Source organism: Corynebacterium sp. MSK204 (assembly GCF_030229885.1).
In the GTDB taxonomy this organism is placed as follows: domain Bacteria; phylum Actinomycetota; class Actinomycetes; order Mycobacteriales; family Mycobacteriaceae; genus Corynebacterium.
This window is the reverse complement of record NZ_JASPGQ010000013.1, coordinates 1-23796: the sequence shown is the minus strand read 5'-3', so window position 1 is coordinate 23796 and position 23796 is coordinate 1. Positions and strand designations below refer to the sequence as shown.

Here is a 23796-nt window from a genome sequence, read left to right as displayed (position 1 = left end):
TAGGGTTGGATTAAAGCGCAATGGACAGTAGACCAACGGCGACGGCCGAAAGCAGCGGGCCAACAATCGGCACCCAAGCATAGCCCCAATTAGCGCTGCCCTTGTCCTTAATGGGCAGGACGAAGGCGTACATCAAGCGTGGACCCAAGTCACGGACCGGGTTGATGGCGTATCCCGTAGGCGTACCCAGGGACAGGCCAACGGCGACAACAACGAATGCCACACCGAAGTAGCTCAGCGGTCCCAGCTCGCCGCCGGCAGGGCCGAAGGCGATGAACATCAACAATACGGTGGTGGCGATGAACTCAGTTACCGTATTCCATCCATTGTGTGGGTGAGCGGGGGCAGTGAAGAAGATGCCCGCGGTTTCAGAATTGGCACCGGTGACATTGCCCTCTTCGTCGTAGTTATTCGCATCGAAGAGCTGCTTGAATGCGGCCCAGGCCAAGAAGGCACCGAACATAGCACCCAGGATTTGGCCCAGCACGTAGAACGGAACCAAGTTCCATTCGAGCGAACCATTGAGCGCGAGCATGAGCGTTACCGCAGGGTTCAAGTGACCGCCGGTTGGGTCAGCGACGCTGGCGCCGACGAAGACACCCATGCCCCAACCCAAGGCAATAACAATCCAGTCGGAGCCACGGGCGCCCGAAGTGCGGAGGTTTACCAGCGCACACACGCCGTTACCAAGAAGCATCAGCAGCGTGGTGCCGATAAACTCCCACAAAAATGCGTCAGATCCAGCCATTAGCGCCTCCCCTTATCCTTGAGTCTCGGTCGGACGAGCGGAGCCAGCGCGGACCAGAATGTCGTTAGCTTCGCGGTCAGTTACAGCTGCCTCGGCAGCCAGCTCGGCCTCGGTGTGCTTGGTGAAGGTATCCACCTCGAGCTGCTTGTCTTCCTCGCTCCAATCCAGCAGCGGAGCAACGAAGTCCGCAACAGCGGGAGCTGCGTTGACGCCACGGTCACCGAACTCGATGGCAACGCGGAGGCGACGGGTCAAGATATCGTCCAAGTGCAGTGCACCCTCGTGGGTGACGGCGTAGCGCACCTCAGCCCAGAGGTAGGACTCTGCGCCAGGAACGGGCTCGAGCAAGGACTCGTCATCCTGCGCAGGAGCCAGAACCTCGCCCAAAAGCGAACCGTAGCGGCCGAGCAGGTGCTCGATGAAGTCCTCACTCAGGTTGTAGCGGCGGGCCAAGGTAGGAATCTGGTTGGCCAGTGCGTGGTAGCCGGCAGCGCCCAGAATCGGGGTGTGCTCGGTGATGGACTCCGGCACCTTGCCGCCGAGTTCCTTCACGGCTAGGTCAACGGCATCCTTACCGATGACGCGGTAGGTGGTGTACTTACCACCGGCAACGGAAACCATGCCTGGGGCCACGCGAGCCACGGCGTGGTTGCGGGACAGGTTGGTGGTGGAATCGGACTTACCGGACAGCAACGGGCGCAGGCCAGAGTAGACACCGACGATGTCATCGCGGGTGATCTGGCGACGCACGCGCTGGTTGACCTCATTCAGGATGTAGTCAATATCTGCCTTGGTGGGGGCGGGATCCGGAAGGGATAGACCCTTCTCCCAGTCGGTATCGGTGGTACCGATGATCCAGTAATCGCCCCATGGAATGACGAAGAGGACGGACTTTTCGGTCACGAAGCACAGTGCTGCTTCTGCATCCAGGGCATCCTTTGGCACGACGATGTGCACGCCCTTGGAAGCGTGGACGGTGAACTTGCCTTCCACACCGGCCAGCTCCTGGATCTTGTCGTTCCAAACACCGGTGGCGTTGATGAAGACCTTACCGCGCACGGTGGTCTCGCGGCCGGTGGCGGTATCACGGACCTTAGCGCCAACGACGCGGCCGCCGCGGTCCTTGTCAAAGCCGATAACCTCGGTATTGGTGCGCACATCGGCGCCGTACTCGGCGGCGCTGCGCAACACGGTCATCGTGTGGCGGGCATCGTCCACCAGGGTGTCGTAGTAGCGCACACCGCCGACGATGGCGTCTTCCTTCAGGCCAGGGGTGACCTTAAGGGCGCCCTTGCGGGTGAGGTGCTTTTGCATCGGCACGCTCTTTGCACCGCCCATGAGGTCATAAAGGGTAAAGCCGCCGAACATCATGACGCGCTCCCATACGTGGTGGGTGAGCGGGAAGATGAACTTCAGCGGCTTAACTAGATGGGGAGCCAACGTGGACATGTTGAGCTCGCGCTCCTTTAGGGACTCTGCCACGAGGCGGAAGTCAAACATCGCAAGGTAGCGCAGGCCACCATGGAACATCTTGGAAGAGCGAGAAGAGGTACCAGCGGCGAAGTCGCGGGTCTCCAGCACTGCGGTCTTCAAACCGCGGGTTGCTGCATCCAGTGCCGCGCCGGCACCTACGGAGCCACCACCGATGATGACGACGTCGTAGTCCTCATCCGCGTAGCCGTTCCACACATTTTCAAAATATTCGGGGTTAAAGGATTGGTTGCTTTGCTGGGTCATTAGAGACCGCATCTCCTTCCTTGGTGCTCATGTGTGCTTGCTCCGACAAACGATGAATGAGATGGCGTAAGCACAGCTAAAAGCAAGTTTTGGATGATTCATGATGGCGACTATTGCGCTCTAAAAAGTAGAGCCAATATCTCCTATCTCCTATGCTAGAGGTCACCGGGTAAACATTCACTAGAGGTTTCTCACACGTAACTTCCGGCCCCGTAAGCAGTCAATTTCCACCCTTTGCTTAGCTCCCCAAAAAGAAAAACACCCCCTCGCGGGGGTGGCAACGCCAACGTTTGCACACGGCTAATCTTTTTGTAGCCGGGCCATCGCTTCCAAAACCTCAGACATACCTGCGCGCTCGGCGGAATACGTCACAGCCTGCGCATCCTTGACCACCTCGATGGGCGCGGTCTCTAGAGCAACGACCGGGATGTGATTCAAAAATTCTTCATCCCCTGGTTCATTACCAAAGACCAAAGTCTCGCTCGGCTTGGCTTCCAAATCATCTAGGATGCAGTCCACGCCGGCGGCCGCCGTGGCCGAGGTAACCTTCATCGCCTCCTTATCCACGAGCGGCTTTTCGGCCTGCTCATCAAGCTGGATATGCCACACCGCCTGCGGGACATCGAGATCCGCATCGCACGACACCGCGATGAGCACCTCCGCCGCGGGGTAGATGCCTTCTAGCGCCGCCTTCAACCGCGGGGTCAGGGCATCGTCTTCCCAGTTCAGCGTGCTTTGATGCGCCACTACTACGCGCGGGATGTCAGAAAACTGGGCCTTGAGCCGGTGCGGCAGGCGAGAAACGATCAGGCGCGACTGTGTCGCCGCGGCGAGCAATCCTTGCTCTACCACGGATCCTTCCCAGATCTCCTTGCTGCTTGCGGCAATAGAGGCCTGGGCCTGCGCCACGTCGGACTTCAATTGCGCCATGACATCGGCGACCTTATCCTTGCCTTCATCCAAGCCACGGGTCGCCTCTTCCACCACGGCATTGAGATTGGTTTTGACCCACTCCAAGGTATCGGCCGCGATATGCTTCTTTTCCTGGGGCTCGTCGCCAACGTGTTCTTCCTGGCCTTCCTTACCTTTGGCAGAGGCCATGTGGTTGCGCACGAGTTCAACGGTGGAAACGGAAACGCGTTCTTTGAGCCCTACCAAATCATCGCGCAAACGACGCACCCGGTGCCGCTCCGTTTCTACCTCCGCATCGCGAGCTTCGGCCTCTTCCAGGGTCGGGGCAGAACCGCCCTTGCGCGCGGGAACCCAATATTCGCCGGCGGGCATGGGGCCGAACTCCGCCTCGTAATCCTCCCAAAGTCCCTCTAGGGCCTCCTGCATGCGCCGTCGGATTTCAGCTGTATCGGCTTCTGGGTCCCCAGTGGGGTAATACGGCTCGAGCGCGGAAATAAAGACCGGAGTCTTGGTGCGTCCCAAATTCTTCTTGTGGCCCTTTGTCCACAGGCGCTGCGAACCAAACATCACTTGCGGGACAACCGGCACGCCCGCCTCAAAAGCGATGCGAGATGCGCCGGTTTTCATGCTGCGGATTTCAAAGCTGCGGGAAATCGTGCCCTCCGAAAAGACACCGACGAGCTCGCCGGCTTCGGCAAGCTCTACCGCCTTGCGCAAGGACTCTTTGCCATCGATGCGGTCTACCGGCACGTGCCCCATGGCGCGCAGCAGGGCACCCACGCCTGGCGCGCTAAAGATGCTGGCCTTAGCCAGAAAGCGCACCAGCCGTTTTTTACGATAGGCAATGAACGCGCCGAACAGAAAATCCATGTACCCGGTGTGATTGCACACCAGGACGGCACCGCCGTCATCGGGAATATTCTCTTCCCCCGACAGGCGCATCTGCAGGCCTTGGGCCAAGGTGAGGCCGCGCCCAATGTGGGTGATCTGGCGGTACAAGAAATTCGTCGCAGCGTTCATGGTGCTCCTTTAGCTTTGCTCCGCAGGCTACTGCGGCGTGAGAACATCCTTGCCCACGAATGGGCGCAAGGCCTCTGGAACAACGACGGAACCATCGGCTTGTTGGTGATTTTCCAAAATCGCCACGATCCAGCGGGTGGTGGCCAATGTGCCATTCAAGGTGGCGGCTACCTGCGTCTTCCCGTTCTCGTCGCGGTAGCGAGTGGATAGGCGGCGGGCCTGGAAGGTGGTGCAATTGGAGGTAGAGGTTAGCTCACGGTAGGTGCCTTGGGTTGGCACCCACGCCTCATTATCGAATTTGCGGGCCGCCGAAGAGCCCAAGTCACCGCCGGCGATATCGATGGTGCGGTACGGCAATTCCATCGCAGCCAGCATTTCCTTTTCCATATCGAGGAGCTTTTGGTGCATTTCCTCTGCGTCTTCCGGCTTGCAGTAGACAAACATCTCTAGCTTGTCGAATTGGTGCACGCGCAGGATGCCGCGGGTGTCCTTGCCGTGGGAACCGGCCTCTCGGCGGAAGCAGGAGGACCAGCCGGCGTACTGCAGGGGACCATTGGATAGATCGATGATCTCATCCTTGTGGTAGCCAGCAAGGGCTACCTCGGAGGTGCCCACGAGGTAGCGATCATCGGCTGGCAGGTAGTAGATCTCATCGGAGTGCTGGCCCAAAAAGCCCGTGCCGGCCATGATCTCTGGGCGCACCAGAACCGGCGGAATCATCAGCTGGAAGCCGGCTTCCCGTGCCTTTTGTGCAGCCAACATCAGCATGCCCAGCTGCAGGAATGCGCCATCGCCGGTGAGGTAGTAGAAGCGGGCACCGCCGACCTTCGCACCGCGCTTGACGTCAATGAGCCCCAGGGATTCGCCGAGTTCAAGGTGGTCCTTGGGCTCGAAATCGAACTGCGGGATCTCGCCTACCTCTTCAACGAGGACGAAGTCATCCTCGCCGCCGGCGGGCGCACCTTCGACGACGTTATCGATCTTGTACTGCAGCTCTTCCACCGTGGCCTCAGCCGCGGACCGAGCCTCTTCAGCCTCTTTGACCTTGGCTTTCAGCTCATCTGCGCCTTCCAGCAACGCCGGGCGCTCTTCCGGGGAGGCCTGACCAATCTTCTTGCCCAGGGATTTCTGCTGGGAACGCACCTCGTCTGCCTTCTGGATGGCAGAGCGACGCTTCTCATCGGCTGCGAGGAGCTGATCCACGAGCGAGGGGTCTTCCCCACGGGTGACCTGGGAGGCGCGGACAACGTCTGGGTTTTCACGGAGTAGCTTGAGATCAATCACGGAACTGATTCTAGCGCACTGCCATTGCCTTGCCGTGGTAATAACCAGCGAATTATTATGGAATCATGTCCTCCCTAGAATTGCCGGCCCGCGAAATCAGCGATGGCCCCACTCCCAAGCACGCCCAATTGCACGATATTCTGGAGGAATTATGTAATACCACCTTCAAACCCGGTGATATCCTCCCCGGTGAGAGGCTCCTAGAGGAAACCTACGGCGTCTCCCGCATTACGGTGCGCCGGGCCATCGGGGATCTCGTTGCCGCCGGTAAATTGCGCCGCGTGCGCGGTAAAGGCACCTTCGTTGCCCCCAACCCCTTGGTATCGCGCCTTCACCTGGCCTCTTTTTCCGATGAAATGAGTGCCCAGGACGTGGTGGCTTCCTCCAAGATCCTGAATAGCGGCCGCGCTAGCGCACCGGAGGCGGCCACCCAATTCTTTGGCACCCCTGCCACAGAGGAACAAATTCATTTGCGCAGGCTGCGCTTGGGCGATGGCGAGCCTTATTCCATCGATGACGGCTGGTACAACTCCGCTTTTGCGCCGAGCCTGCTGGAAAATGACACCTATAACTCTGTGTACTCGATTTTGGATAAGACATTTGGCGTCCCCATCACGGACGCGGACCAGACCGTCTCCGCTATTGCCGCCAATGAGGAGATTGCGCCGCTTCTCGATGTCCCCGTGGGTTCCCCACTGCTGCACATCGTGCGTTGCTCGCGCTCGGGGGATAAGCCCGTGGAATGGTGTTCCTCGGTCTACCGCACTGATAGGTACCACCTGAATACCCGCGTTTCCCGGGATACCTCAATCTAGAAAAGACCCTGCTTAAGGGGTAAGATAATGGGCCTTATGAAGAAATCACCTGCGTGGCGTTCCGCTGTGGCCGTCCAGATTGCCTTGATCTCAGCAATCGCGGCGGCCGTTTTCATGGGTATCTACGGCATTGTCAGCAACCACGGCTCCAACGGGGCCGATAATACGGCCTCTTCCGAGCAGTCCGCTGAGGGCGGTGCGGGTGGCTCGGGATCCTCCGATCCGAAGACGGAGCCTTTTACCTCCGCTTCCGCTGGGTCCTGCGTGACGTGGGATATCAACGAGGATGGCTCTGCCGCTTCCTTCAAAGAGGTGGAATGCTCGGAGCAGCACCGCTTTGAGGTCTCTACCGTGGAGGATCTCAGCGTCTACCCCACCAGCGAATTCGGCCCAGATGCCTCGCGGCCCGCGCTTACCCGCCAGCACCAGCTGCGCGATGAGCTCTGCGAATCCGCCACAGTGAGCTACCTGCACAGCAAGTGGGATCCGCACGGCAAATACGATATTGCCTCCATTTTGCCGCCGGAATCCGCGTGGGATAACGGTGACCGCACCCTGCTGTGCGGCCTACAGACCACCGATGATCACGGCGTGCCGCAATTGACCACCGGCAACGTCGAGGCCTCCGAGCAGGCCAATCTGGCTAAGCCGGGCGAGTGCTTGGCCATCGATGATCAGCAGGTACCGCACGTCGTGGACTGCGGCCAGCCACACCAGCTGGAGACGGTATCCGTCATCGACTTGGGCAAGAAATTCCCCGACGCGTACCCGGACGGCAAGGAGATGGATAAATTCCTCTCGGATACCTGCACGGCCGCCGCTGAGGATTACTTGGGCGGGGAAGAGCAGCTCTACCAATCCACGCTGCAACCGTTCTGGGGCACCGTATCGGAAGAGTCCTGGAATGGTGGCACCAAGTCCGTGAACTGCTCACTCGTCCACGCCCGCGATGATGGCGGCTTCTCCTCCATCACTGGTACCGCCACCGGTGGCCGCCAGGCGCTCTCCATCGATGGCAACCCGCCGGAGGAGCGCCCTGAGCGCAACCCGATTCGCGATGATAAGCCGGCGCCGTAAATGTATTCCGTCTCGGAAGAGCGCTTCGAGGAGATGGTCAATGACGCCCTCGATCAGGTGCCCGATGAATTCGTGCGCAAGATGCGCAACCTAGTGATCCTGGTGGAAGAGGAAAACCCCGATAATCCCACCTTGCTGGGGCTCTATGAAGGCGTCGCTTTGCCTCGGCGCACATTTGACCACACCGGGTATTTGCCCGATGCGATCTTCATCTATCGCAGCACGCTGCAGCGCTGGGCCACGTCAGAAGAAGACCTGGCCGAGCAGGTCAAGGTCACGGTCTTCCACGAGCTAGGCCATTACTTTGGCATGGAAGAACACGAACTGCACCAGCTGGGCTGGGGTTAGAGCTCAATATCGGCCCAGCGGGTAAGCGTCCACTCGCCAAATTTCTTGCCGCGCGGTTCCATCACGGTAAAGCGGCAATTGGGCATATAACCGGTATAGGCAAAGTCCGCGTCCGCCCCGGTGGCGTGCTTCGTCACCACCCGGATGGCGGCGCCGTGACTGACGAGGATGACATCGCGGTCATCGGCAAGCTGCGCCGCAATCTCTTCCAATGCGGGCTGGAAACGCGAAAGCACGTCCTGGAGCCGCTCGCCACCTTCCATGGCGGCCTGGCTATCGCCGTAACACCAGCCGCGCATGGCCGTATCGTGGCTGCGGTGGGCGGCCTCGCTGGCATCGAGCTCCCAATCGCCGGCGAAAATCTCCTGCACATTCGGGATGACATCGATGGGAATGGAAAAGCGCGGCAGGTTCCGCTCCTGTTCAAAGGCGCGCGCCGCCAAGGTGGCGGTCTGCTGCGCCCGCAGCGCAATAGAGCACTTGAAGTCGACCTCGCGATCACCCACGAACCCCGCTAGCTCCCGGCCCACCTCCGTGGCCTGGTTGCGCCCCAGATCCGTAAGCTCCGCGCCCGGCGGCCGGGTATCCAGCAGCCGGGATACGTTGGAATGGGTTTGGCCATGGCGCAGCAGGATGATTCTTCCAGTCATGCGTCCAGATTATTGACCCCTGCGCGCCCTCGCCACCCAGGCATCCGCCTCAGCCAGGTCCCGCGGCGGGTGGCCGGCGGGCGTCGCGGTGGGCCAGGAGCCCAAAAAGCGCAGTTCCTCCGCCCGCAACCACACCGCGCGCAGGGCCTCAGCAACCGGCTGGTCATCGATATGCCCAATCAGGTCCACATAGAAGCGGTAGGTACCAAAGGTCTGGCGAGTCGGCCGCGACTCAATCCGGGAAAGATCCACCCCACGGTGGGCAAAGTCTTGCAAGGCCCCCACCAGGGTTCCCGGCTGGTTGGGCAGGGTGAAAATGACGCTGGTGCGATCCTGGCCGGTGCGTGCGGTCGGGCGACCCGGCAGGCCTACCAACACAAAACGGGTAGCCGCGCCCTGCACGTCGGCCACGCCGCTCGCCTTGGTTTCTAGGCCGAAAAGTTCTGCCGCCCGCGCTGGCGCCGCCGCCGCGTCGACCTCCCCGCGCGCTACGGCCTGAGCCGCCGCCGCATTCGAGCTCGCCGGCACGAATTCCACGCCCGGCGCGTTCTCTGCCACCCAGCCGCGGATTTGTTGGAAGGCCACCGGGTGCGTGCTCAGGCGCGTGATGTCTTTCGTTCCCGGCCGGGTCATGATGCTGAAGGTCACGGGGATATCTACCTCGCGGTAAATCTGTACGGGATCGCCTTCTACCAACGCGTCAAAGGTCGTCGTCACCGCCCCGTCCACGGAGTTTTCGATGGCGACGCAGGCATAATCGGCCTGCCCGGCGCGCACGGCCGCCACCGCCGCTGAAGGCGAGTCCACCGGTAGGGTCTCCACGGTCTCCCCGCGCGCTTCCCACTCCGCGGCAAATTTGTGCACGGCGGCCTCCGTGAACGTACCGGCGGGGCCTAAGAAAGCGATGGTTGTAGTCATGCCCGTCACCTTAGCCCACTAGACTGGTGCGCCATGGACTTTTCCATAGAACGATTCCGCGCCGATGTGCAGGGCATGGGCCCCACAGAGCACGGTTTTACCTACCTGGATCTGCAGCGCACCCCCGCCCGCACCGGTCGACTGTGCGGGTGGGTCCTATCTGCAAAGGATCTCAACGATGTCGCGGGCATGCCCACCACCTTGGGCAATGCCAAGCGCACGTACTATCCCGCGGTCAGCGAGCCGTTCATCGCGACATTGGAAAAGCAGGGCGCGGTATTCATTGGCAAGTCCTCCACCCCGGAGTTGGGCTTGCGCGTCGATACCGAGCCGGTGGATCTTCCCCACCCCGATAATCCCCTTTATCCAGGACGCACCCCGGGCGGTTCTTCTGGCGGCGCGGCCGTCCAGGTAGCCCGCGGCCTCGTGCGCGCGGCGCAGGCCAGCGATGGCGGCGGTTCCATTCGCGTTCCCGCGGCGGCCTGCGGGGTCGTGGGCTTTAAGCCTGCGGGCAGCAACCTGGGCGCGGAGGGGTTTATCACCCGCACTGTGGCCGATAATGCCTTCCTGCACGGCCACCGCATGATCACCCCGCGCGCCCGCATTGGGCTGTTGCTTGAGCCCCTTTTTGCCGCGACTCGGGTGGAGGCCCACCACCTGCGGGCGGCACGCGAGGCCGCGGATCGCCTGCGCGCTGCGGGGTTCGAGGTGGTCCCCATTGCGCCTTATCCGCAGGCGGGGGCCACGTTTGCGCACTTCCGCGAGATCTTTACCTCCCGGTTTGTGGGGCTGCCGCAGGCAGAGGGCTACGCGGCTTGGGTGGCCCAGCAAGGCGCTACCGTATCCGCCGCAGAGCTGAACGCGGCGCAGCGCCATGTCCGCCACCTCCCGGAGCTCCTAGCGCAGCAATGGCGGGTCGATGCCATTATCACGCCCATGCTCACCGCGGATCCCCCGCCGCGGGGGCATTTCCTGTCCCTTCCGCACGCGGAGAATTTCGACGCCCAAACGCGCTGGTCCCCATGGGCCTCGCTGTTTAATATGGCCCAATTGCCCGCCATCTCTGTACCTTGGGCCATCCCCGCGCACCCGCCCGTCGGCGTGCATGTGGGAGGCATTACGCTTTCCGATGCCCAACTTTTAGGCCTCGCCCACATCCTGCACCCATGACCAAGAAACTACGCGCCGAGCTGCTCATCGTCCTCACCCTGACCTTTGGTATTTCCGGGGTCAGGGCGGTGTTGCGGCTTATCAATTCGCTGGCTGCTCCACAGGCGCTCAATGAGCAATCCGTCACGCTCAACTCCAGCCAATCCAGCCTGGCATGGGTGGATTTGGGACTGCAATTGTGCTCGGCGGCGGTCCTTTTTGCCTATGGTGCGCTGGTGATTTTCCTGCTGGCACAAGACCACATTAAACCGGCCGCCTACCGTGCCTCTGATTGGTTGCACGGCGCGGGACTCGCCGCGCTCATCGGCATCCCGGGCCTAGTTTTGTATTTCGCCGCGATGCAGTTTGGCTGGAGCAAAGAGGTCATCCCCGGTGACTTCGACAATGCGTGGTTAGAGATTCCGGTGTCCCTCATCAAGGCCGCCGCAAATGCCTTTGCGGAAGAGACCGTGGTGGTCATGTGGCTGATGACGAGGCTGCGCCAGGCGCGCTGGTCGCTGCCGGCTGCCTTGGCAGCTAGCTCCATCCTGCGCGGTTCATATCACCTGTACCAGGGGGTATCGGCCGGCTTTGGCAATATCATCATGGGCGTAATCTACGGCTACTACTATCACCGCACAGGCCGCGTGTGGCCGCTTGTCATCGCGCACTTTCTTATCGATGCGATCGCTTTCCTCGCCTATTCCTTCGGCCTTTCTGTGCTTTAATAGTGGCGTGCTCGCGAGGAAAGCGGGGGAATTGGCCGGCGCCTTGTAAGGTATAGCGCATGACTGAATCAGGACGAGATCCGCATCGGGAGGCGCGCCGCGCTGGCGATAGCTCATCCAGTGAGTTCGTCCTTGGGGCCGATGGCCGTCCCCTCAAGGACCGCTACGGTCGGCCCATCCGCCGCCGGCCGCGCACGAATCGTGCCGAGCCGCAGCAGCACATCCCGCGCCAGGAAACCCCTACCCGCTACCCCAGCCAGTACCGGGCCCAGCAGTGTTCCGCGCAGCAACCACCACAGCGGCCACAACAGCCACAGCAACGGCCGCCACAGCGATCGCAGCCGCAATCGCCGCAGCAGCTGCAACAGCGCTACCAACCACAACAAGCGCAGCAACCGCCCCGCCGCCACTCTAAACCGCATAGCCGCCGGAAAAAGACCAATCCGGTCAAGCGGTTCTTTGGGTGCGTCGGCATCTTTGTCCTCTTCGTCGTGGTCTGCAGCCTCATCTTCGCGCTGTGGGCCGATACGCGCCTGACCCGCGTGGATGCCCTCCCGGATGAGCAGGTGGCCAATACCTCCGGCACCAATTGGCTGTTGGTGGGATCCGATTCCCGCCAGGGCCTGTCCGAAGAGGATCAACAAGCCCTCGGCACCGGTGGCGATGTGGGCGAGGGCCGCACCGATACCATCATGCTCCTGCATATCCCACGCTCCGGCCGAGCCCAACTGGTCTCCATTCCGCGCGATAGCTACGTGGAAGTACCCGGCTTCGGCATGGATAAGATCAACGCCGCTTTTGCCTACGGCGGGCCAAAGCTCTTAGCACAAACCGTGGAGGGCAATACTGGCCTGCACATTGATCACTATGCCGAAATCAGCATGGGTGGTTTGGCCAATGTGGTCGATTCCGTCGGCGGCGTTGATATCTGCGTTGCAGAGCCCATCAATGACCCCCTGGCGGGCATCGATCTGCAGGAAGGCTGCCAGAAGCTAGAGGGCAGCGATGCGCTGGGTTATGTGCGCACCCGCGCCACCGCAATGGGCGATCTCGACCGCGTGCAGCGCCAGCGCGAATTCTTTGCCGCGCTCCTAGATAAGATCACTTCCCCGGCCACGCTGATTAACCCCTTCCGGTCGATTTCCCTGATTAACCACACCGCCTCCTCCTTCATCGTGGGCGATGGCGACCACGTATGGCACCTGGCCCGCGTGGCGCTTGCGATGGGCTCCGGCGTAGATACGGAAACCGTTCCCATTGGCGGGTTCCAGGACACCGTCGTGGGCAATGTCGTGCTCTGGGACGATGAAGGCGCCCAACAACTCTGGGACTCCATGAAATAGGCCTGAACTCAATCTTCGTATCGGAAAAACGTTATTGAGAAACCAGCAAGTGTGGTTGCTATGAAGAATTCAAGGAGAATTCTCCACTCCACAGGATCCATAGAGAACATCCTAATTATGCCAAGGATGAAGGCTATTGCGCCGGCGGCTGCGAAAGCCCAGGCTATGCGCCGAGGCCCTGAGTTTTTCTTGTTCATGCCTTAACTCGTCCTAGCTAGATTGCGAAGAAAACGGCCCTTTCCTCCTCGTACTGTAGGGAAAGGGCCGCTTTGGTGTGGTTCGTTTAGCGCAACGTCACCTGGCGGGACTTGATGTTTTCTAGCTGCTTGCGCTCTTCTGCATTCAATTGCGCGTCATTGGAGATTTCTTCTTCCAAGGCCTTATCTACGCCCGCGAGCTTGTCCTCATAAGAGGAATAATCAACCTCGGGCTGCACGTCAAAGACGGGAGCAATAAGGCCGTGAGTACGGAATACTCCGGCAAACTTGGTGTCCTCGCCCAAGTTCAGCTCGCCGCGCGCGGCGACTCGCGCCAGGGCATTGAGGAACGCGGCCTCATCGTCGTTCGGGCGCACCCAGCGCACGTGCGCTTTGCCGCCGCCGGCATTGGCCCAAAAGGCTGTGCCGGTAATGTCCTTGCCCACCTGGTGGGATTCGATGACCGAGTCATTGGCGGCGCGCATGGACTGCGATACCTCGGGGGTGACCTGTGCGCCTTCCGGGATCCACCAGCTGAAGTCCTGGTGGACTTCGATGTCGAGGGTAGTTGCGGCATCGATAAGCTCACTAAGCTCCGGCTGCGAGCCATCGGCCGCGGTTGATTCCAGGGTCGAGCCTGGCTCGTTGTTCTTGACCCAGTTCAGAGCGAAAGCCAGATCCCGGCCGGGGTTGTGGGTGTGAGACTGCACCTGGAGTGCCACAAAAGCATCGCCGCCGAATTCCTCATCGCGGATCAGCGCCGCGGTGGCGCCCGGAAGGACAGTGGAGACGTAGACGTTCCTATCGCAGCCCTTCACGTCGAGCTTCGCAAAAGCAGAAGGCACAAACTCTTGCATGGCAACGAGGGAAGCCTCCGCTGCGAGGCCGCTATAGGGGCGCGGGTCTTTTTCCAAGGCGGCGCGCTCTTTGGCGCGGGCAGCAAGCTTCGCCTGACGGCGGGACATGCCCTCAGGCAGGTCTTCTTGTTTCTTTTTCTTCTTGGCCATGCCTCCAAGATACCTGCTTTCTACAGCTCAATAGCGCGCAGGGCCACCTCCGGCTGGTTGGTAGCAAGCATGTCCACGCCATTGGACCAAGCCCACTTCATGTCCTCCGGCTTATCAACGGTCCACATATACGTGGGCAAGCCCTGCGCACCGATAATCGCCGCCTGCATCTTAGCGCGCAGCAGGGAAACCCCCAGGGCGCTCGGCCGCGACCACATGAAATCCGAGCGATTAAAATGGCGTTCCCAATCTCGGCGCAGGTAAATGCGGTCAATATGCGGTGCCAAAATCTTCATGCGCCGGATGGCTTTGTGGGAAAAGGAAATAACGTGAATGCGCGGATCTTCATCGAGCCCAGCGGCGCGCAGTCGTTCCATGACCCGCTTTTCCAAGGCGCTACCTTGCCCGGAGGGGTGCTTGGTTTCAATATAAAGGTGGTGGGGCTTGTCCCCCAGCATGGCCAGGAGGTCATCGAGAAGCATCATGCACTGCCCCTTGCCGATGTCGACCTCACTCAAATCCTGCCAGTCCATCGCCGAAACCCGCCCGGCGCGCCCCGTCGTTCGCTCCAAGGTGGGATCGTGCTGGACTACCACCCTGCCATCGCGGCTTAACCGCACATCGCATTCCACGCCATGGATGGGAAGCTCCATGGCCTTTTCAAAAGCTAAGGGGGATAGCTCCGGGTATTTTCCGGAATATCCCCTATGCGCGACGATGTGCACTAGCCAAAGAACTTTTCTTTGATGTCATTGAGCGTCTTTGCAGAAGCGTCGAAGCGCTCCTTCTCGTGCTCGTTGAGCTGCAGCTCTACCGGGCGAACGATGCCGGTGCGGTTCACGATAGCCGCGGTACCGATGTAGAGGTCTTCCACGCCGTACTCGCCCTGCAGGTAGGCCGAGACGGGAAGCGCCACGTCCTGGTTTTGGATGATCGCAGCGGTAATGCGCGCCAGCCCCATGCCGATGCCATAGGAGGTCGATCCCTTTGCATCGATAATGGAGTAGGCGGCGTCGCGGGTTTCTTCAAAGATCTTTTCAATGCGCTCGGCGTATTCCGGATCCTTTTCCAGCTTCTGCGAAAGCGGGACACCGGCGATATTCGCGGTGGAGACGGCGGGCAGCTCAGAATCGCCGTGCTCACCAATGATGTAGGCGTGCACGGACTTCGGGGCCACGCCTTCCAATTCACCCAGCATGTAGCGGAAGCGCGCGGAGTCCAAAATCGTACCGGAGCCGATGACCCGCTTGTGGTCAAAGCCGGAGGCCTTCCATACCGCATACGTCAGGATATCGACCGGGTTGGTGGCGACCAAGAAAATGCCGTCGAAGTCATTAGCGATGACATCTCCGACGATGCTGTTCATGATTTTGACGTTCTTATCCACCAAGTCAAGGCGGGTTTCGCCGGGCTTTTGGGCGGCGCCGGCGCAGATGACGACCATGTCAGCGTCCGCACAATCTTCGTAGGTGCCCTTGGTGACGCGGGTACGCTGTGGCGACCAAACCACACCGTGGTTGAGGTCCATGACATTGCCTTCCAGCTTCCGCTCATCGATGTCGATGATGGCCAGGTGGTCGACGATGCTCTGGTTGACCAGTGCGTAGGCGTAAGCGACTCCCACGTCACCCGCGCCAATGAGAACGACTTTATTTCCTACATGCTTTGCCATAACCCTATTGTGCAACGCCCGGCGGGGTTTTGCATGCGTAATGTTTCACACTGCGCAACGAGGTACGTTCTGGGATAATGGGCAACCATGAAACGCGCCTTCAGCCGCGCTGCACTAATTTCTCTTGGCGTAGTCGCGGATCTCACGCCCGTCGTCCGCATGACCAGCCGGCAGACGTTGCCACCCCATATGTCGGCCGGAATCTTAGGCGCAGAGCTGGCCACGTGGGCCGCGGTATCGCCGTCCCTGCTGCCCCGCCCGTGGTGGGTAACGGCGGCCAATGTATCTATCGGGCAGGCCATCGGGCACCTCGGGGCGGCATCGACGAGTTTCGTGCTCAACCGGCTGGGCAAGCGCCCGCAAGACCGCTTAGGCCCGCAGCACCGCCAGATTTTGCACTTAGCTATTGGCGCCGGCACCGCCTTCAATGCGGCGATCTCTCTGCGCAACCAGGAAAAGCAGGCGGGTCTGGTCAATAAACAACTGGTTCGCGGTCCGGCTACCGCGGCCATCGGCCTAGCCGCCGGCACCGCCGGATACGGCGCGCTGCTACTGGTAGGCGAGGCGGCACAACTGACCGTGACCAAATTATCGCGCCAATTGGGCCGTTGGGTTCCAGCACTCGTGGCCTGGCCGGTCGTCACCGCCGGGCTCACCGTGGCCGCGGTGGGGCTATCTGATCGCGTGGTATTCCGGCGCTGGATCCGTTCGCTCTCCCACAAGGCACAGCGCCTGAATAAGCAAATCTTTCCCGGCACGTCCATGCCCTGGGAGCCGGAGCGCTCCGGTAGCCCGTGGTCGCTTGAACCTTGGTCCGCGTTAGGGCAACAGGGGCGGCGCTTTGTCTCCAACGGCCCGCGCGCCCGCGATATTCGCACCATCACCGGCGCTCCCGCCAAAGAACCCATCCGCATTTATGCCGGCTATATCCCCGGGCGTTCCTTTGCCCAGGCGGCGAAGAAGGTGCGCTCAGAATTGCAGCGCACCGGCGCGCTGCGCCGGGACACCATCGTCATTCAGATGCCCGCGGGATCCGGGTGGATTAATAACTGGAGCGCGAGCTCCTATGAGTTTTTGACCGCCGGTGACTGCGTCACCGTCACCATGCAGTATTCCTACCTGCCCTCGGTTTTTGCCTACCTCGTGGATAAAAACGCGCCCAAGCGCGCTGCGGCCGAGCTCATTTCCGTGGTGCAAGAAGAAATTGACAAGCTCCCAGAAGAAGACCGCCCGCGGCTCTACCTTGCGGGGGAATCCCTGGGTGCCTACGCCATTATGGATAACTTCCAGAACAAGGAAGAACTCCTGGCTGCCTGCAGCGGCGCGGTCTTTTCTGGCCCGCCGCGGATGACGCGCTTTACCCAGCGCCTGCGCCGCGATATCGGCTCGCTCGAGCGGCTTCCCGTCATCGATGGCGGGAAACACGTCCGCTTTGTCGCCCAACCGGAGCACTCGCGCCACGATGCCTTTGGCAACGATTTTCCTTCCAGCTGGCGCCGGCCCCGCGTGCTCATCGCCCAGCATGCCTCCGATGCCATCGTGTGGTGGGACCTGAACCTGATGTTCCGCCGCCCCACCTGGATGCACGAACCCCAGCCGGAAACGCTGCGGGCGGATACGCTCCGCCACCTGCGCTGGGCGCCATTTATTACTTGGTGGCAAATTGGACTAGACCAGATCAACTCCCTGAACGTCCCAGGCGGCCACGGGCATAACTACTTTCAGGAAATGCTCGGGTACTGGGACGAGGTCCTAGGCTCCCAATCGCGCCTGAACCTCACTTCAAAGTTAGCCGGCAAAATCGCCGGATTTATCCGGCTCGACGCCTAATCGCACTTCACACCGGTGCTGTGGTGCGGGCAGTGCCCATTCGGCACCTTGTGCAGGTACTGCTGGTGCTCGTCCTCAGCCAGGTAGTACTCGCCAGAGTCCGTATCAGCTAAGCGTTTTACTTCCGTCGTGGTCTCCCCAAAACCAAATTCTTTGAGCTTATCCGCGTAGCTATCCACGATTTCCTGGATTTCCTCCCGCTCTTCTTCGGTGCGGGGATAAAACGCGGAGCGGTACTGCGTACCCACGTCATTTCCTTGGCGGAAGCCCTGCGTCGGATCGTGGGCTTCCAGTGCCTTCACCACGAGCTCGCGCAAGGAGATCTTCTCCGGGTTATAGGTGACCTCGACGGTTTCTGCATGGTTGGTTTGCCCGCGGCAGACCTCATAATACGTGGGATTCGGAGTCGTGCCACCGGCGTAGCCAACCGAGGTGGACTCGACGCCATCGGTCTCCCAAAACATCTTCTCCGCGCCCCAGAAACAGCCCAGGGCAATCAAGATCGATTTCTGGCCGTCCTTCCACGGACCGGTAATTGGGGTATTTAGCACCGCGTGCGGGGCTGGGTCCAAGACCGGCTCGCTGCGGCCCGGCAAGGCATCTTCCGCAGCCACCATCTTCGGCTCTGGTTTAAACATCCACATCAGGTAAAGCTCCTTTCTCCATTTCCCTTAATAACGTTGTACTGGGAAAATAGATTCCCGGGCCACCAAATATTCGCGGTAATTGCAGATTTCAAATTAATCATGGCGAAATCTTTCGATCGTGCCTATCATCGGGACACGTACCCGAAGAAAGGATTACACAAATGACTGTTTACGAACTTCCTGACCTCCCATACGCATACGACGCACTGGAGCCACACATCTCCGCAGAGATTATGGAGCTCCACCACGACAAGCACCACGCAACCTACGTGAAGGGTGCTAACGCTGCCCTCGAGGCACTGGAAGAAGAGCGCAACGGCGAGGCTAACCCAGACCGTATCCGCGCCCTGTCCAAGAACTTGGCATTCAACCTGGGTGGCCACACCAACCACTCCATCTTCTGGAAGAACCTGTCCCCGAACGGTGGCGGCCAGCCCACCGGTGAGCTGGCAGAGGCTATCGACCGCGACTTCGGTTCCTTCGAGAAGTTCCAGGCACACTTCGCTGGTGCTGCTACCTCCCTCCAGGGTTCTGGCTGGGCAGTGCTGGGTTACGACCACATCGCTGACCGCCTGATCATCGAGCAGCTCACCGACCAGCAGGGCAACGTTTCCGTTGACTTCACCCCGCTGCTCATGCTCGATATGTGGGAGCACGCTTACTACCTGCAGTACAAGAACGTGAAGGGCGACTACGTCAAGGCCGCTTGGAACGTCTTCAACTGGGATGACGTTGCAGAGCGTTTCGCTGCAGCTAAGAAGTAACTTATAACTTAGTTACTTTCTGCTGCCTTTCCTTACTGGAAGGGCGGCATTTTTATGCTTGCACTAACCCCATCAAGGGTGTGGCGCAATTTACACCGCCGCCTGTGAAGAGAATGCTGGTATGCATGACCAGAAACCGGCGCGCCACCATCGCCATGCTCCTATTGGGCTTGGCGGTGTTTTCTAGCCTCTATACCACCCAAGCAATTTTGCCCACGTTGGTAACGGATATGGGCATCTCGCACACGGAGGCGGCCATGACCGTTTCGGCCGCCACAGGAGCGTTAGCCATCTGCGTGGTTCCAGCGTCCATTCTTTCTGAGCGCTATGGGCGCGGGCGCATCCTCCTCATTTCCGCCATCGCCGCCACTATCTTGGGCCTCATGGTGCCCCTGGCCCAAGAGGGCTGGCAGCTCATTGCCCTGCGCGGGCTGCAGGGCGCGATGTTGTCTGGAGCACCGGCGACGGCGATAGCCTGGTTATCGGAAGAGCTCGAGGATCACGCTTTGCCTAAGGCGATGGGCCTTTATATCGCCGGCAATTCCGTGGGCGGGCTCACCGGCCGCATCATTCCCGCGGGCCTCGTGGAGTTTTCCTCGTGGCGCTGGGCTCTGCTCGGCTCCGCCGTGGTGTCCCTGGCCTTTGCCATTACCTGCTGGATCCTCCTGCCCGCCCAGCAAAACTTTCACCCCAAGGAAATTCACTTCCGCTCGGAGCTGAGTGCAGTCTTTGGGCACTGGGCAAATAAGGATCTCGCCACGCTATTTATCGTTGCCTTTTTATCCATGGGCACCTTCGTGTCCATGTATAACTTCCTCACCTTCCGCCTAACCGGGGATTTCGGCCTATCGCCGGCACTGGCCGGTTTTACCTTCCTGTTTTATCTCTCCGGCACGTGGTCCTCGGCCCGGGCGGGCACGCTGGTCGCGCGCATTGGGCACGGAAAGACGATGGTGGGTTCCGCCGCGCTCTTTACCGTGGGCATTATCCTCTGCGCCGGCAACCTAGCCATGACGCTAATCGGCATGGTGTGCCTGACCGTCGGTTTCTTCGCGGTCCACTCCACCGCGTCTGGCTGGGTGGGGCAACTAGCCACCCACGACCGTGCCGAGGCGTCCTCGATGTACGTTTTCTGCTACTACCTGGGCTCTTCCATCGTGGGCGCGTTGGCAGGCGTGCTTTTCGATGCGCTCACCTGGCACCAATTCATCGCTTGCTTCACCGCCTTTGCGCTCGCGCTCACGGCATTGACTTGGACCAAGGTTAAATCCGACTAAACTCGGTTTTATGCCTCAAGATAAGTGGTCGAGCCGCACCTGGCACCGCAAAGCCTCACGCCCCGTGTCCATCTGGATGATGGTATTCATCGTGGTGGGCGCAGCGCACATATTCGTGCCCAATTATCGCTGGGTACTTATCCACCTCTTCACGTTGGGCCTGGTCACCAACAGCATCGTGGTGTGGTCACAACACCTGACGGAGAAATTCGTGCAACAAAAATTGCCGGATTCCTCCCGCCCTAAACAGCTCGCGCGCATCTACATCCTCAATATCGGCATCATCATCGCCGTGGCGGGCCAAATTCTCGTGCAGTTCTGGGCCCACCACTGGATACTGACCCAAATCGGCGCCACGCTCATCGCGCTTGCCGTTTTGTGGCACGCGGTGTCCCTCTTTACCCAGTGGCGAACAGCTAAAGATAAGCGCTTCCGCCCGGTTGTCGGCGCCTATGTGCTATCCGCGCTGTGCCTGCCGGTCGGTGCGGTCTTCGGCGCAATCCTGGCCATCCACCCGGGTGATCCACAGTTGCTCTTGGCCCATATCGCCGCCAATATCGGCGGTTTCATCGGCCTTGCCGCAGCAGGTTCTTTGACCATCCTCTTTCCCACCATCTGGCGCACGCAGGGCACCAATGAACGCATGTCCTCCTCGTTCCTACTGCTTACCCTGGGCGTGGTGGCAACGACCATTGGCGCGTTTCTGAACTTCCCACAGCTCGGGCTGATTATCTATTGCATCGGTTGGATCCTGAGCCTGCACCAGTGGCTTGGCAATGTCATCGACGTCGCCCGCGCACCGCGCGATCGCGTTAACTTTGCCTCCGTTTCGGTGCTGATGGCCGCACTCTGGCTGGTGCTATCCCTGGCGTACTACACCACACAGCACTTCCTCGTTGCGGAACCAGGGCTTCCCACCCTCGGCCTCGTCGTGGGGTTTGCGGCGCAGCTGCTCATCGGAGTCATGAGCTATCTCCTTCCCACCACCATGGGCGGTGGCCCCGGCGCGGTCCGCGCGGGGCTTCAGGAGCTAGATCGGTGGGGCCTGTTGCGCGCCACATTCGTCAATGGCGGGCTGCTTATCTGGATGGGCACGGATATCTCCGTGCTCAAGGTGGTGGCCTCGCTGCTATGCATCGGCTCTTTGGCGGTCTACCCCATATTCATCGCCCGCGCGGTCAAGGCCCAAAAGCAGGTGTTGATGAAAAAGGCGGAGGGTCCCGCGCCGAAAACCACCGCGGACTGGAACCAAATCTATATCGGCATCGCCATCCTGGCGGTGATCTACGCCCTATTCGCGGCGCTCTAGAGCTCTGGGGTCCCCGGCGCGCCGGCGGTCATCCACTCCCGCACTATCCGGGTGGCGTGCACATCGCCGGCGTTATAGTCCAAGAGGCGCTGCCGGACGCTCATGTCGCCCGCTAGGGCCTCCCGGCGCGCGTTCACGGACTCCTCGCCATCAAAGTCCTCGTCCGGCCACCGGAATCCCGCCACTGGGGCCACCACTTTGAGCCCCAGCCCAAAGGGCCCCGCGAAGGATCTCTTCACGTAGGCAAACATATCCACCCACTCTGGGGAAGAGATAAAGTCTTCTACTTCCCGTTCATCCACCTCCCGGAAGCGCTGCGCGGAGCGGCGCATCCAGTGATTCTCACCGTGGGCGGAATAGCAATAAGCGGCAAAGGTCTTGCCCTCCGCATGCGCTGTATCGCGCAGCTGCATCAACCACCGCCAAAATTCGGCGAAGTTCTCCGCCTCGGCGCGCGCGCCCAGCGGCTCCCACGTCACGAAGGGGTAATACTCCCCCTCGAACCACGCGCCCCAGAGGTAGGCGCCCTGGTCCATATAGGCTTCCATGTCTACATCCACCTCAACGTCCGCGCGCGGCACCGAAGTATCCCCGCGGCGCAACAGCGTCTGCCCAGAGCGCCACGCGGCAGCGAGGCGGGAGGGCTCGCCCACATTGGCATCGATAAGCGCCTGCACCGTGGTAATCCCGCGCTCGCGGAAGGGGCGGGCGCGATCGCCCGGTAAGAAAAGGGAAATATCGTCCGCCGCCACCAGCTCTTGCTCGCACAAGGGCCAGAACCTGCAGCTCGCACACTCTTTGACCCGCACCGGCGCGGTGGGCAGCGGCTTATCCCAGGCGCGCTGCACATCAAACTTCGCTGTCTCCGTAAAAAAGGCCTGTTGGCGATCCTGACCAATGGCCCCGCCCCGCCCGGAATTCAGGCCCATGTCCTCTAAGGCCTCGGCGGCTAGCGCCAAACGATAACCATCGACGGCATGGTGGCGGGGCTTATACGGAACCTCCATGGGCTCGCTCAACCCAAGGCGGTGGGTGGGCACGGCAAGCGTAGTTTTCTTTGGGTCCTTGCGCGCAACGCGGTGGTTGCTCACAATAATGGGGGTATAAGAACCCGCCTCCCGCAGCAGTAATTCCACGTGCACTTTCCACTTTTCGGTGGCAAAGACCGCATTGGTGATGTGGGTATAGCCGGAGGCAATGGCCTCCAGCGTGGCCATGGCGCGTTCCCAATCATCGCCTTCTAAATCGATGCGCCGGAAACGGCCAGGGGCTTTGCGCGGGAATAACTCCATGACCGCGTCCACTGCGGCGCTGTGGCGCTCGGCCCGAGCAATCGAGGATCGGGTACGCGGAATCTCCGGGTGGGCGCGCCGCTGCACCAAGCGATAGCGGCACCCAACGAGATCCGAAGCTACAACGACATCCTCCACACCGGGTGAGCTTAATAGAACAGCAAGGTAATGTTGAATCCAGACTCGATCGAACGTAAGGGAAAATAATGAGTATCCTCAAGAAATTGAAAAAGGCTCGCCAGGAAGCACGCGCGCAGGCCAAAGCGGCGAAGGCGCGCGCCAAGGCTGAGGTAAAGGCCCAGTCGAAGGATCGTCGCCGCCAACAAAAGCTCCTTGCCAAGCAAGAAAAGCATCTTCTTAAGACCGAAGAAAAGGGTCTCAAAAAGCGCCGTAAACACGAACAGAAAATGGCGGAAAAAGAACTGGAAAAGTTGCGCGAGGGCCACTTTAATGCCGGCAAGGTCAAGCGCTATGCCGGCGCACTGCGCACCGCCGCCCCGCTTTTGCTTCCCCTCGTTTATCGCGCATTTGTGGGCCTTAAGTCCGAAAAAGAAAAGCGCAAGGCCCACAAGGCGGGCGTAAGTTCTGCAGAAATGGCCTCCTTTTCCGGCTACGGCGCGCCGCTCAAGGCCCGCACCGCCGGCATCCGTAATTCCCTCAAGGACGTAGATCTGCCCGCCGGCTTCAAGCGGGACGTGCGCGAGCGCCTCGAAGAGGTTGATGCCGCGATCGATAACGCCGAATTCATGACGGAGCAGCAGCGCCGCCGCGCGCATAAGACCATTAGCGGAGAGATCGATTCCGTTACCGCGGAGATTCAACAGCGCCTGGGCGAATAATTTCTCCTCCGCCTCCCATCGCCGTTCACCTTTCTTTAAGGTAGCGGCGATATTTTTATACGTAAGCGCCAATAAGTAAATTTTTATTGTCTATTAATTTCTACACTGGTAGAATTCATTTAAAGTTAATTCAGATTCCGAATTCCGGTATTAGGTATGACGCGCGACGCTATTTAGTACCGGTAGGGCGGTATCGAGTACCGACCGGTGCGGATATCGGGTACCGGGGGTAG

Annotated in this window: 23 protein-coding genes; 11 read left to right on the top strand and 12 right to left on the bottom strand. The window is 60.3% G+C overall.

Annotated features, from left to right (window positions below; translation table 11 throughout):
- Positions 1–10: 10 nt before the first annotated feature.
- The 4 genes from QP908_RS08915 to serS form a co-directional block, all read right to left on the bottom strand.
- Positions 11–748, bottom strand: a complete 738-nt coding sequence (locus QP908_RS08915; RefSeq protein WP_284772108.1) for an MIP/aquaporin family protein — start codon at positions 746–748, stop codon at positions 11–13.
- A gap of 12 nt (positions 749–760) precedes the next feature.
- On the bottom strand, positions 761–2485 hold the full coding sequence (locus tag QP908_RS08910) for a glycerol-3-phosphate dehydrogenase/oxidase (protein ID WP_284772107.1): 1725 nt from the start codon (positions 2483–2485) through the stop codon (positions 761–763).
- 300 nt (positions 2486–2785) lie between these two features.
- On the bottom strand, positions 2786–4417 hold the full coding sequence (locus QP908_RS08905; protein WP_239269310.1) for a lysophospholipid acyltransferase family protein: 1632 nt from the start codon (positions 4415–4417) through the stop codon (positions 2786–2788).
- A 27-nt stretch (positions 4418–4444) separates the two neighbouring features.
- The gene (gene serS, locus QP908_RS08900) at positions 4445–5701 is read right to left on the bottom strand and encodes a serine--tRNA ligase (RefSeq protein WP_239269311.1); all 1257 of its coding nucleotides are present in this window, start codon (positions 5699–5701) and stop codon (positions 4445–4447) included.
- A 65-nt stretch (positions 5702–5766) separates the two neighbouring features.
- Between serS and QP908_RS08895 the strand changes: the two genes are divergently transcribed.
- The 3 genes from QP908_RS08895 to QP908_RS08885 are packed head-to-tail and all read left to right on the top strand — an operon-like array spanning position 5767 to position 7941.
- On the top strand, positions 5767–6516 hold the full coding sequence (locus QP908_RS08895) for a GntR family transcriptional regulator (RefSeq protein ID WP_239269312.1): 750 nt from the start codon (positions 5767–5769) through the stop codon (positions 6514–6516).
- A gap of 27 nt (positions 6517–6543) precedes the next feature.
- On the top strand, positions 6544–7593 hold the full coding sequence (locus tag QP908_RS08890; protein WP_239269313.1) for a septum formation family protein: 1050 nt from the start codon (positions 6544–6546) through the stop codon (positions 7591–7593).
- A complete protein-coding gene (locus QP908_RS08885) occupies positions 7594–7941 on the top strand; it encodes a metallopeptidase family protein (RefSeq protein ID WP_239269314.1) in 348 nt (115 codons plus the stop codon).
- Here the strand turns inward: QP908_RS08885 and QP908_RS08880 are convergent.
- Both QP908_RS08880 and pheA read right to left on the bottom strand, forming a co-directional pair.
- Positions 7938–8591, bottom strand: coding sequence for a histidine phosphatase family protein (locus QP908_RS08880; protein WP_239269315.1), 654 nt, complete (start codon positions 8589–8591; stop codon positions 7938–7940). The two genes, QP908_RS08885 and QP908_RS08880, sit on opposite strands and share 4 nt — an antisense overlap.
- Positions 8592–8600: 9 nt before the next feature.
- Positions 8601–9509 (bottom strand): prephenate dehydratase, encoded by a 909-nt coding sequence (gene pheA / locus QP908_RS08875; RefSeq protein ID WP_284772106.1) that lies wholly within the window; start codon positions 9507–9509, stop codon positions 8601–8603.
- A 33-nt stretch (positions 9510–9542) separates the two neighbouring features.
- Here pheA and QP908_RS08870 point away from each other — a divergent pair, with 33 nt between their 5' ends.
- Genes QP908_RS08870 through QP908_RS08860 form a run of 3 tightly spaced genes read left to right on the top strand, consistent with a single transcriptional unit; the run spans position 9543 to position 12729 of the window.
- A complete protein-coding gene (locus tag QP908_RS08870) occupies positions 9543–10679 on the top strand; it encodes an amidase (protein ID WP_284772105.1) in 1137 nt (378 codons plus the stop codon).
- Positions 10676–11386: a CPBP family intramembrane glutamic endopeptidase gene (locus QP908_RS08865; RefSeq protein ID WP_284772104.1), complete on the top strand. Its 711-nt coding sequence runs from the start codon at positions 10676–10678 to the stop codon at positions 11384–11386. Before QP908_RS08870 ends, QP908_RS08865 begins: the two co-directional genes overlap by 4 nt.
- 59 nt (positions 11387–11445) lie before the next feature.
- Positions 11446–12729, top strand: a complete 1284-nt coding sequence (locus tag QP908_RS08860) for an LCP family protein (protein WP_284772103.1) — start codon at positions 11446–11448, stop codon at positions 12727–12729.
- A gap of 8 nt (positions 12730–12737) precedes the next feature.
- Here QP908_RS08860 and QP908_RS08855 read toward each other — a convergent pair whose 3' ends face one another.
- From QP908_RS08855 to QP908_RS08840, 4 genes are all read right to left on the bottom strand, one after another.
- On the bottom strand, positions 12738–12926 hold the full coding sequence (locus QP908_RS08855) for a hypothetical protein (RefSeq protein ID WP_284772102.1): 189 nt from the start codon (positions 12924–12926) through the stop codon (positions 12738–12740).
- 86 nt (positions 12927–13012) lie between these two features.
- Positions 13013–13933, bottom strand: coding sequence for a DUF5926 family protein (locus QP908_RS08850; RefSeq protein ID WP_005279695.1), 921 nt, complete (start codon positions 13931–13933; stop codon positions 13013–13015).
- A 20-nt stretch (positions 13934–13953) separates the two neighbouring features.
- Positions 13954–14658, bottom strand: coding sequence for a glycerophosphodiester phosphodiesterase family protein (locus QP908_RS08845; RefSeq protein ID WP_284772101.1), 705 nt, complete (start codon positions 14656–14658; stop codon positions 13954–13956).
- The gene (locus QP908_RS08840; protein ID WP_284772100.1) at positions 14658–15605 is read right to left on the bottom strand and encodes an L-lactate dehydrogenase; all 948 of its coding nucleotides are present in this window, start codon (positions 15603–15605) and stop codon (positions 14658–14660) included. Before QP908_RS08840 ends, QP908_RS08845 begins: the two co-directional genes overlap by 1 nt.
- A gap of 87 nt (positions 15606–15692) precedes the next feature.
- On the opposite strand from QP908_RS08840, the gene QP908_RS08835 reads away from it, so the two are divergent.
- Positions 15693–17435, top strand: a complete 1743-nt coding sequence (locus tag QP908_RS08835) for an alpha/beta-hydrolase family protein (protein ID WP_284772099.1) — start codon at positions 15693–15695, stop codon at positions 17433–17435.
- Here QP908_RS08835 and msrA read toward each other — a convergent pair.
- Positions 17432–18079: a peptide-methionine (S)-S-oxide reductase MsrA gene (gene msrA / locus QP908_RS08830; protein ID WP_284772098.1), complete on the bottom strand. Its 648-nt coding sequence runs from the start codon at positions 18077–18079 to the stop codon at positions 17432–17434. The two genes, QP908_RS08835 and msrA, sit on opposite strands and share 4 nt — an antisense overlap.
- Positions 18080–18243: 164 nt before the next feature.
- On the opposite strand from msrA, the gene QP908_RS08825 reads away from it, so the two are divergent.
- The 3 genes from QP908_RS08825 to QP908_RS08815 all read left to right on the top strand — a co-directional run bounded on the left by QP908_RS08825 (position 18244) and on the right by QP908_RS08815 (position 21432).
- Positions 18244–18846 (top strand): superoxide dismutase, encoded by a 603-nt coding sequence (locus QP908_RS08825; RefSeq protein WP_284772097.1) that lies wholly within the window; start codon positions 18244–18246, stop codon positions 18844–18846.
- Between the two features lie 125 nt (positions 18847–18971).
- Positions 18972–20123: an MFS transporter gene (locus QP908_RS08820; protein WP_284772096.1), complete on the top strand. Its 1152-nt coding sequence runs from the start codon at positions 18972–18974 to the stop codon at positions 20121–20123.
- Between the two features lie 10 nt (positions 20124–20133).
- A complete protein-coding gene (locus QP908_RS08815) occupies positions 20134–21432 on the top strand; it encodes a copper oxidase (RefSeq protein ID WP_284772095.1) in 1299 nt (432 codons plus the stop codon).
- Here QP908_RS08815 and QP908_RS08810 read toward each other — a convergent pair.
- Positions 21429–22862, bottom strand: coding sequence for a TM0106 family RecB-like putative nuclease (locus tag QP908_RS08810; protein ID WP_284772094.1), 1434 nt, complete (start codon positions 22860–22862; stop codon positions 21429–21431). The genes QP908_RS08815 and QP908_RS08810 overlap by 4 nt on opposite strands.
- A gap of 68 nt (positions 22863–22930) precedes the next feature.
- On the opposite strand from QP908_RS08810, the gene QP908_RS08805 reads away from it, so the two are divergent.
- A complete protein-coding gene (locus QP908_RS08805) occupies positions 22931–23563 on the top strand; it encodes a DUF6474 family protein (protein WP_023018162.1) in 633 nt (210 codons plus the stop codon).
- Positions 23564–23796: the final 233 nt, after the last annotated feature.

Bases quoted from the DNA above. Each gene is read 5' to 3' on its own strand.
- QP908_RS08915 (WP_284772108.1), bottom strand. From the start codon at position 748: ATGGCTGGATCTGACGCATTTTTGTGGGAGTTTATCGGCACCACGCTG.
- QP908_RS08910 (WP_284772107.1), bottom strand. From the start codon at position 2,485: ATGACCCAGCAAAGCAACCAATCCTTTAACCCCGAATATTTTGAAAAT.
- QP908_RS08905 (WP_239269310.1), bottom strand. From the start codon at position 4,417: ATGAACGCTGCGACGAATTTCTTGTACCGCCAGATCACCCACATTGGG.
- QP908_RS08895 (WP_239269312.1), top strand. From the start codon at position 5,767: ATGTCCTCCCTAGAATTGCCGGCCCGCGAAATCAGCGATGGCCCCACT.
- QP908_RS08890 (WP_239269313.1), top strand. From the start codon at position 6,544: ATGGGCCTTATGAAGAAATCACCTGCGTGGCGTTCCGCTGTGGCCGTC.
- QP908_RS08885 (WP_239269314.1), top strand. From the start codon at position 7,594: ATGTATTCCGTCTCGGAAGAGCGCTTCGAGGAGATGGTCAATGACGCC.
- QP908_RS08880 (WP_239269315.1), bottom strand. From the start codon at position 8,591: ATGACTGGAAGAATCATCCTGCTGCGCCATGGCCAAACCCATTCCAAC.
- pheA (WP_284772106.1), bottom strand. From the start codon at position 9,509: ATGACTACAACCATCGCTTTCTTAGGCCCCGCCGGTACGTTCACGGAG.
- QP908_RS08870 (WP_284772105.1), top strand. From the start codon at position 9,543: ATGGACTTTTCCATAGAACGATTCCGCGCCGATGTGCAGGGCATGGGC.
- QP908_RS08865 (WP_284772104.1), top strand. From the start codon at position 10,676: ATGACCAAGAAACTACGCGCCGAGCTGCTCATCGTCCTCACCCTGACC.
- QP908_RS08860 (WP_284772103.1), top strand. From the start codon at position 11,446: ATGACTGAATCAGGACGAGATCCGCATCGGGAGGCGCGCCGCGCTGGC.
- QP908_RS08855 (WP_284772102.1), bottom strand. From the start codon at position 12,926: ATGAACAAGAAAAACTCAGGGCCTCGGCGCATAGCCTGGGCTTTCGCA.
- QP908_RS08850 (WP_005279695.1), bottom strand. From the start codon at position 13,933: ATGGCCAAGAAGAAAAAGAAACAAGAAGACCTGCCTGAGGGCATGTCC.
- QP908_RS08840 (WP_284772100.1), bottom strand. From the start codon at position 15,605: ATGGCAAAGCATGTAGGAAATAAAGTCGTTCTCATTGGCGCGGGTGAC.
- QP908_RS08835 (WP_284772099.1), top strand. From the start codon at position 15,693: ATGAAACGCGCCTTCAGCCGCGCTGCACTAATTTCTCTTGGCGTAGTC.
- msrA (WP_284772098.1), bottom strand. From the start codon at position 18,079: ATGTGGATGTTTAAACCAGAGCCGAAGATGGTGGCTGCGGAAGATGCC.
- QP908_RS08825 (WP_284772097.1), top strand. From the start codon at position 18,244: ATGACTGTTTACGAACTTCCTGACCTCCCATACGCATACGACGCACTG.
- QP908_RS08820 (WP_284772096.1), top strand. From the start codon at position 18,972: ATGACCAGAAACCGGCGCGCCACCATCGCCATGCTCCTATTGGGCTTG.
- QP908_RS08815 (WP_284772095.1), top strand. From the start codon at position 20,134: ATGCCTCAAGATAAGTGGTCGAGCCGCACCTGGCACCGCAAAGCCTCA.
- QP908_RS08805 (WP_023018162.1), top strand. From the start codon at position 22,931: ATGAGTATCCTCAAGAAATTGAAAAAGGCTCGCCAGGAAGCACGCGCG.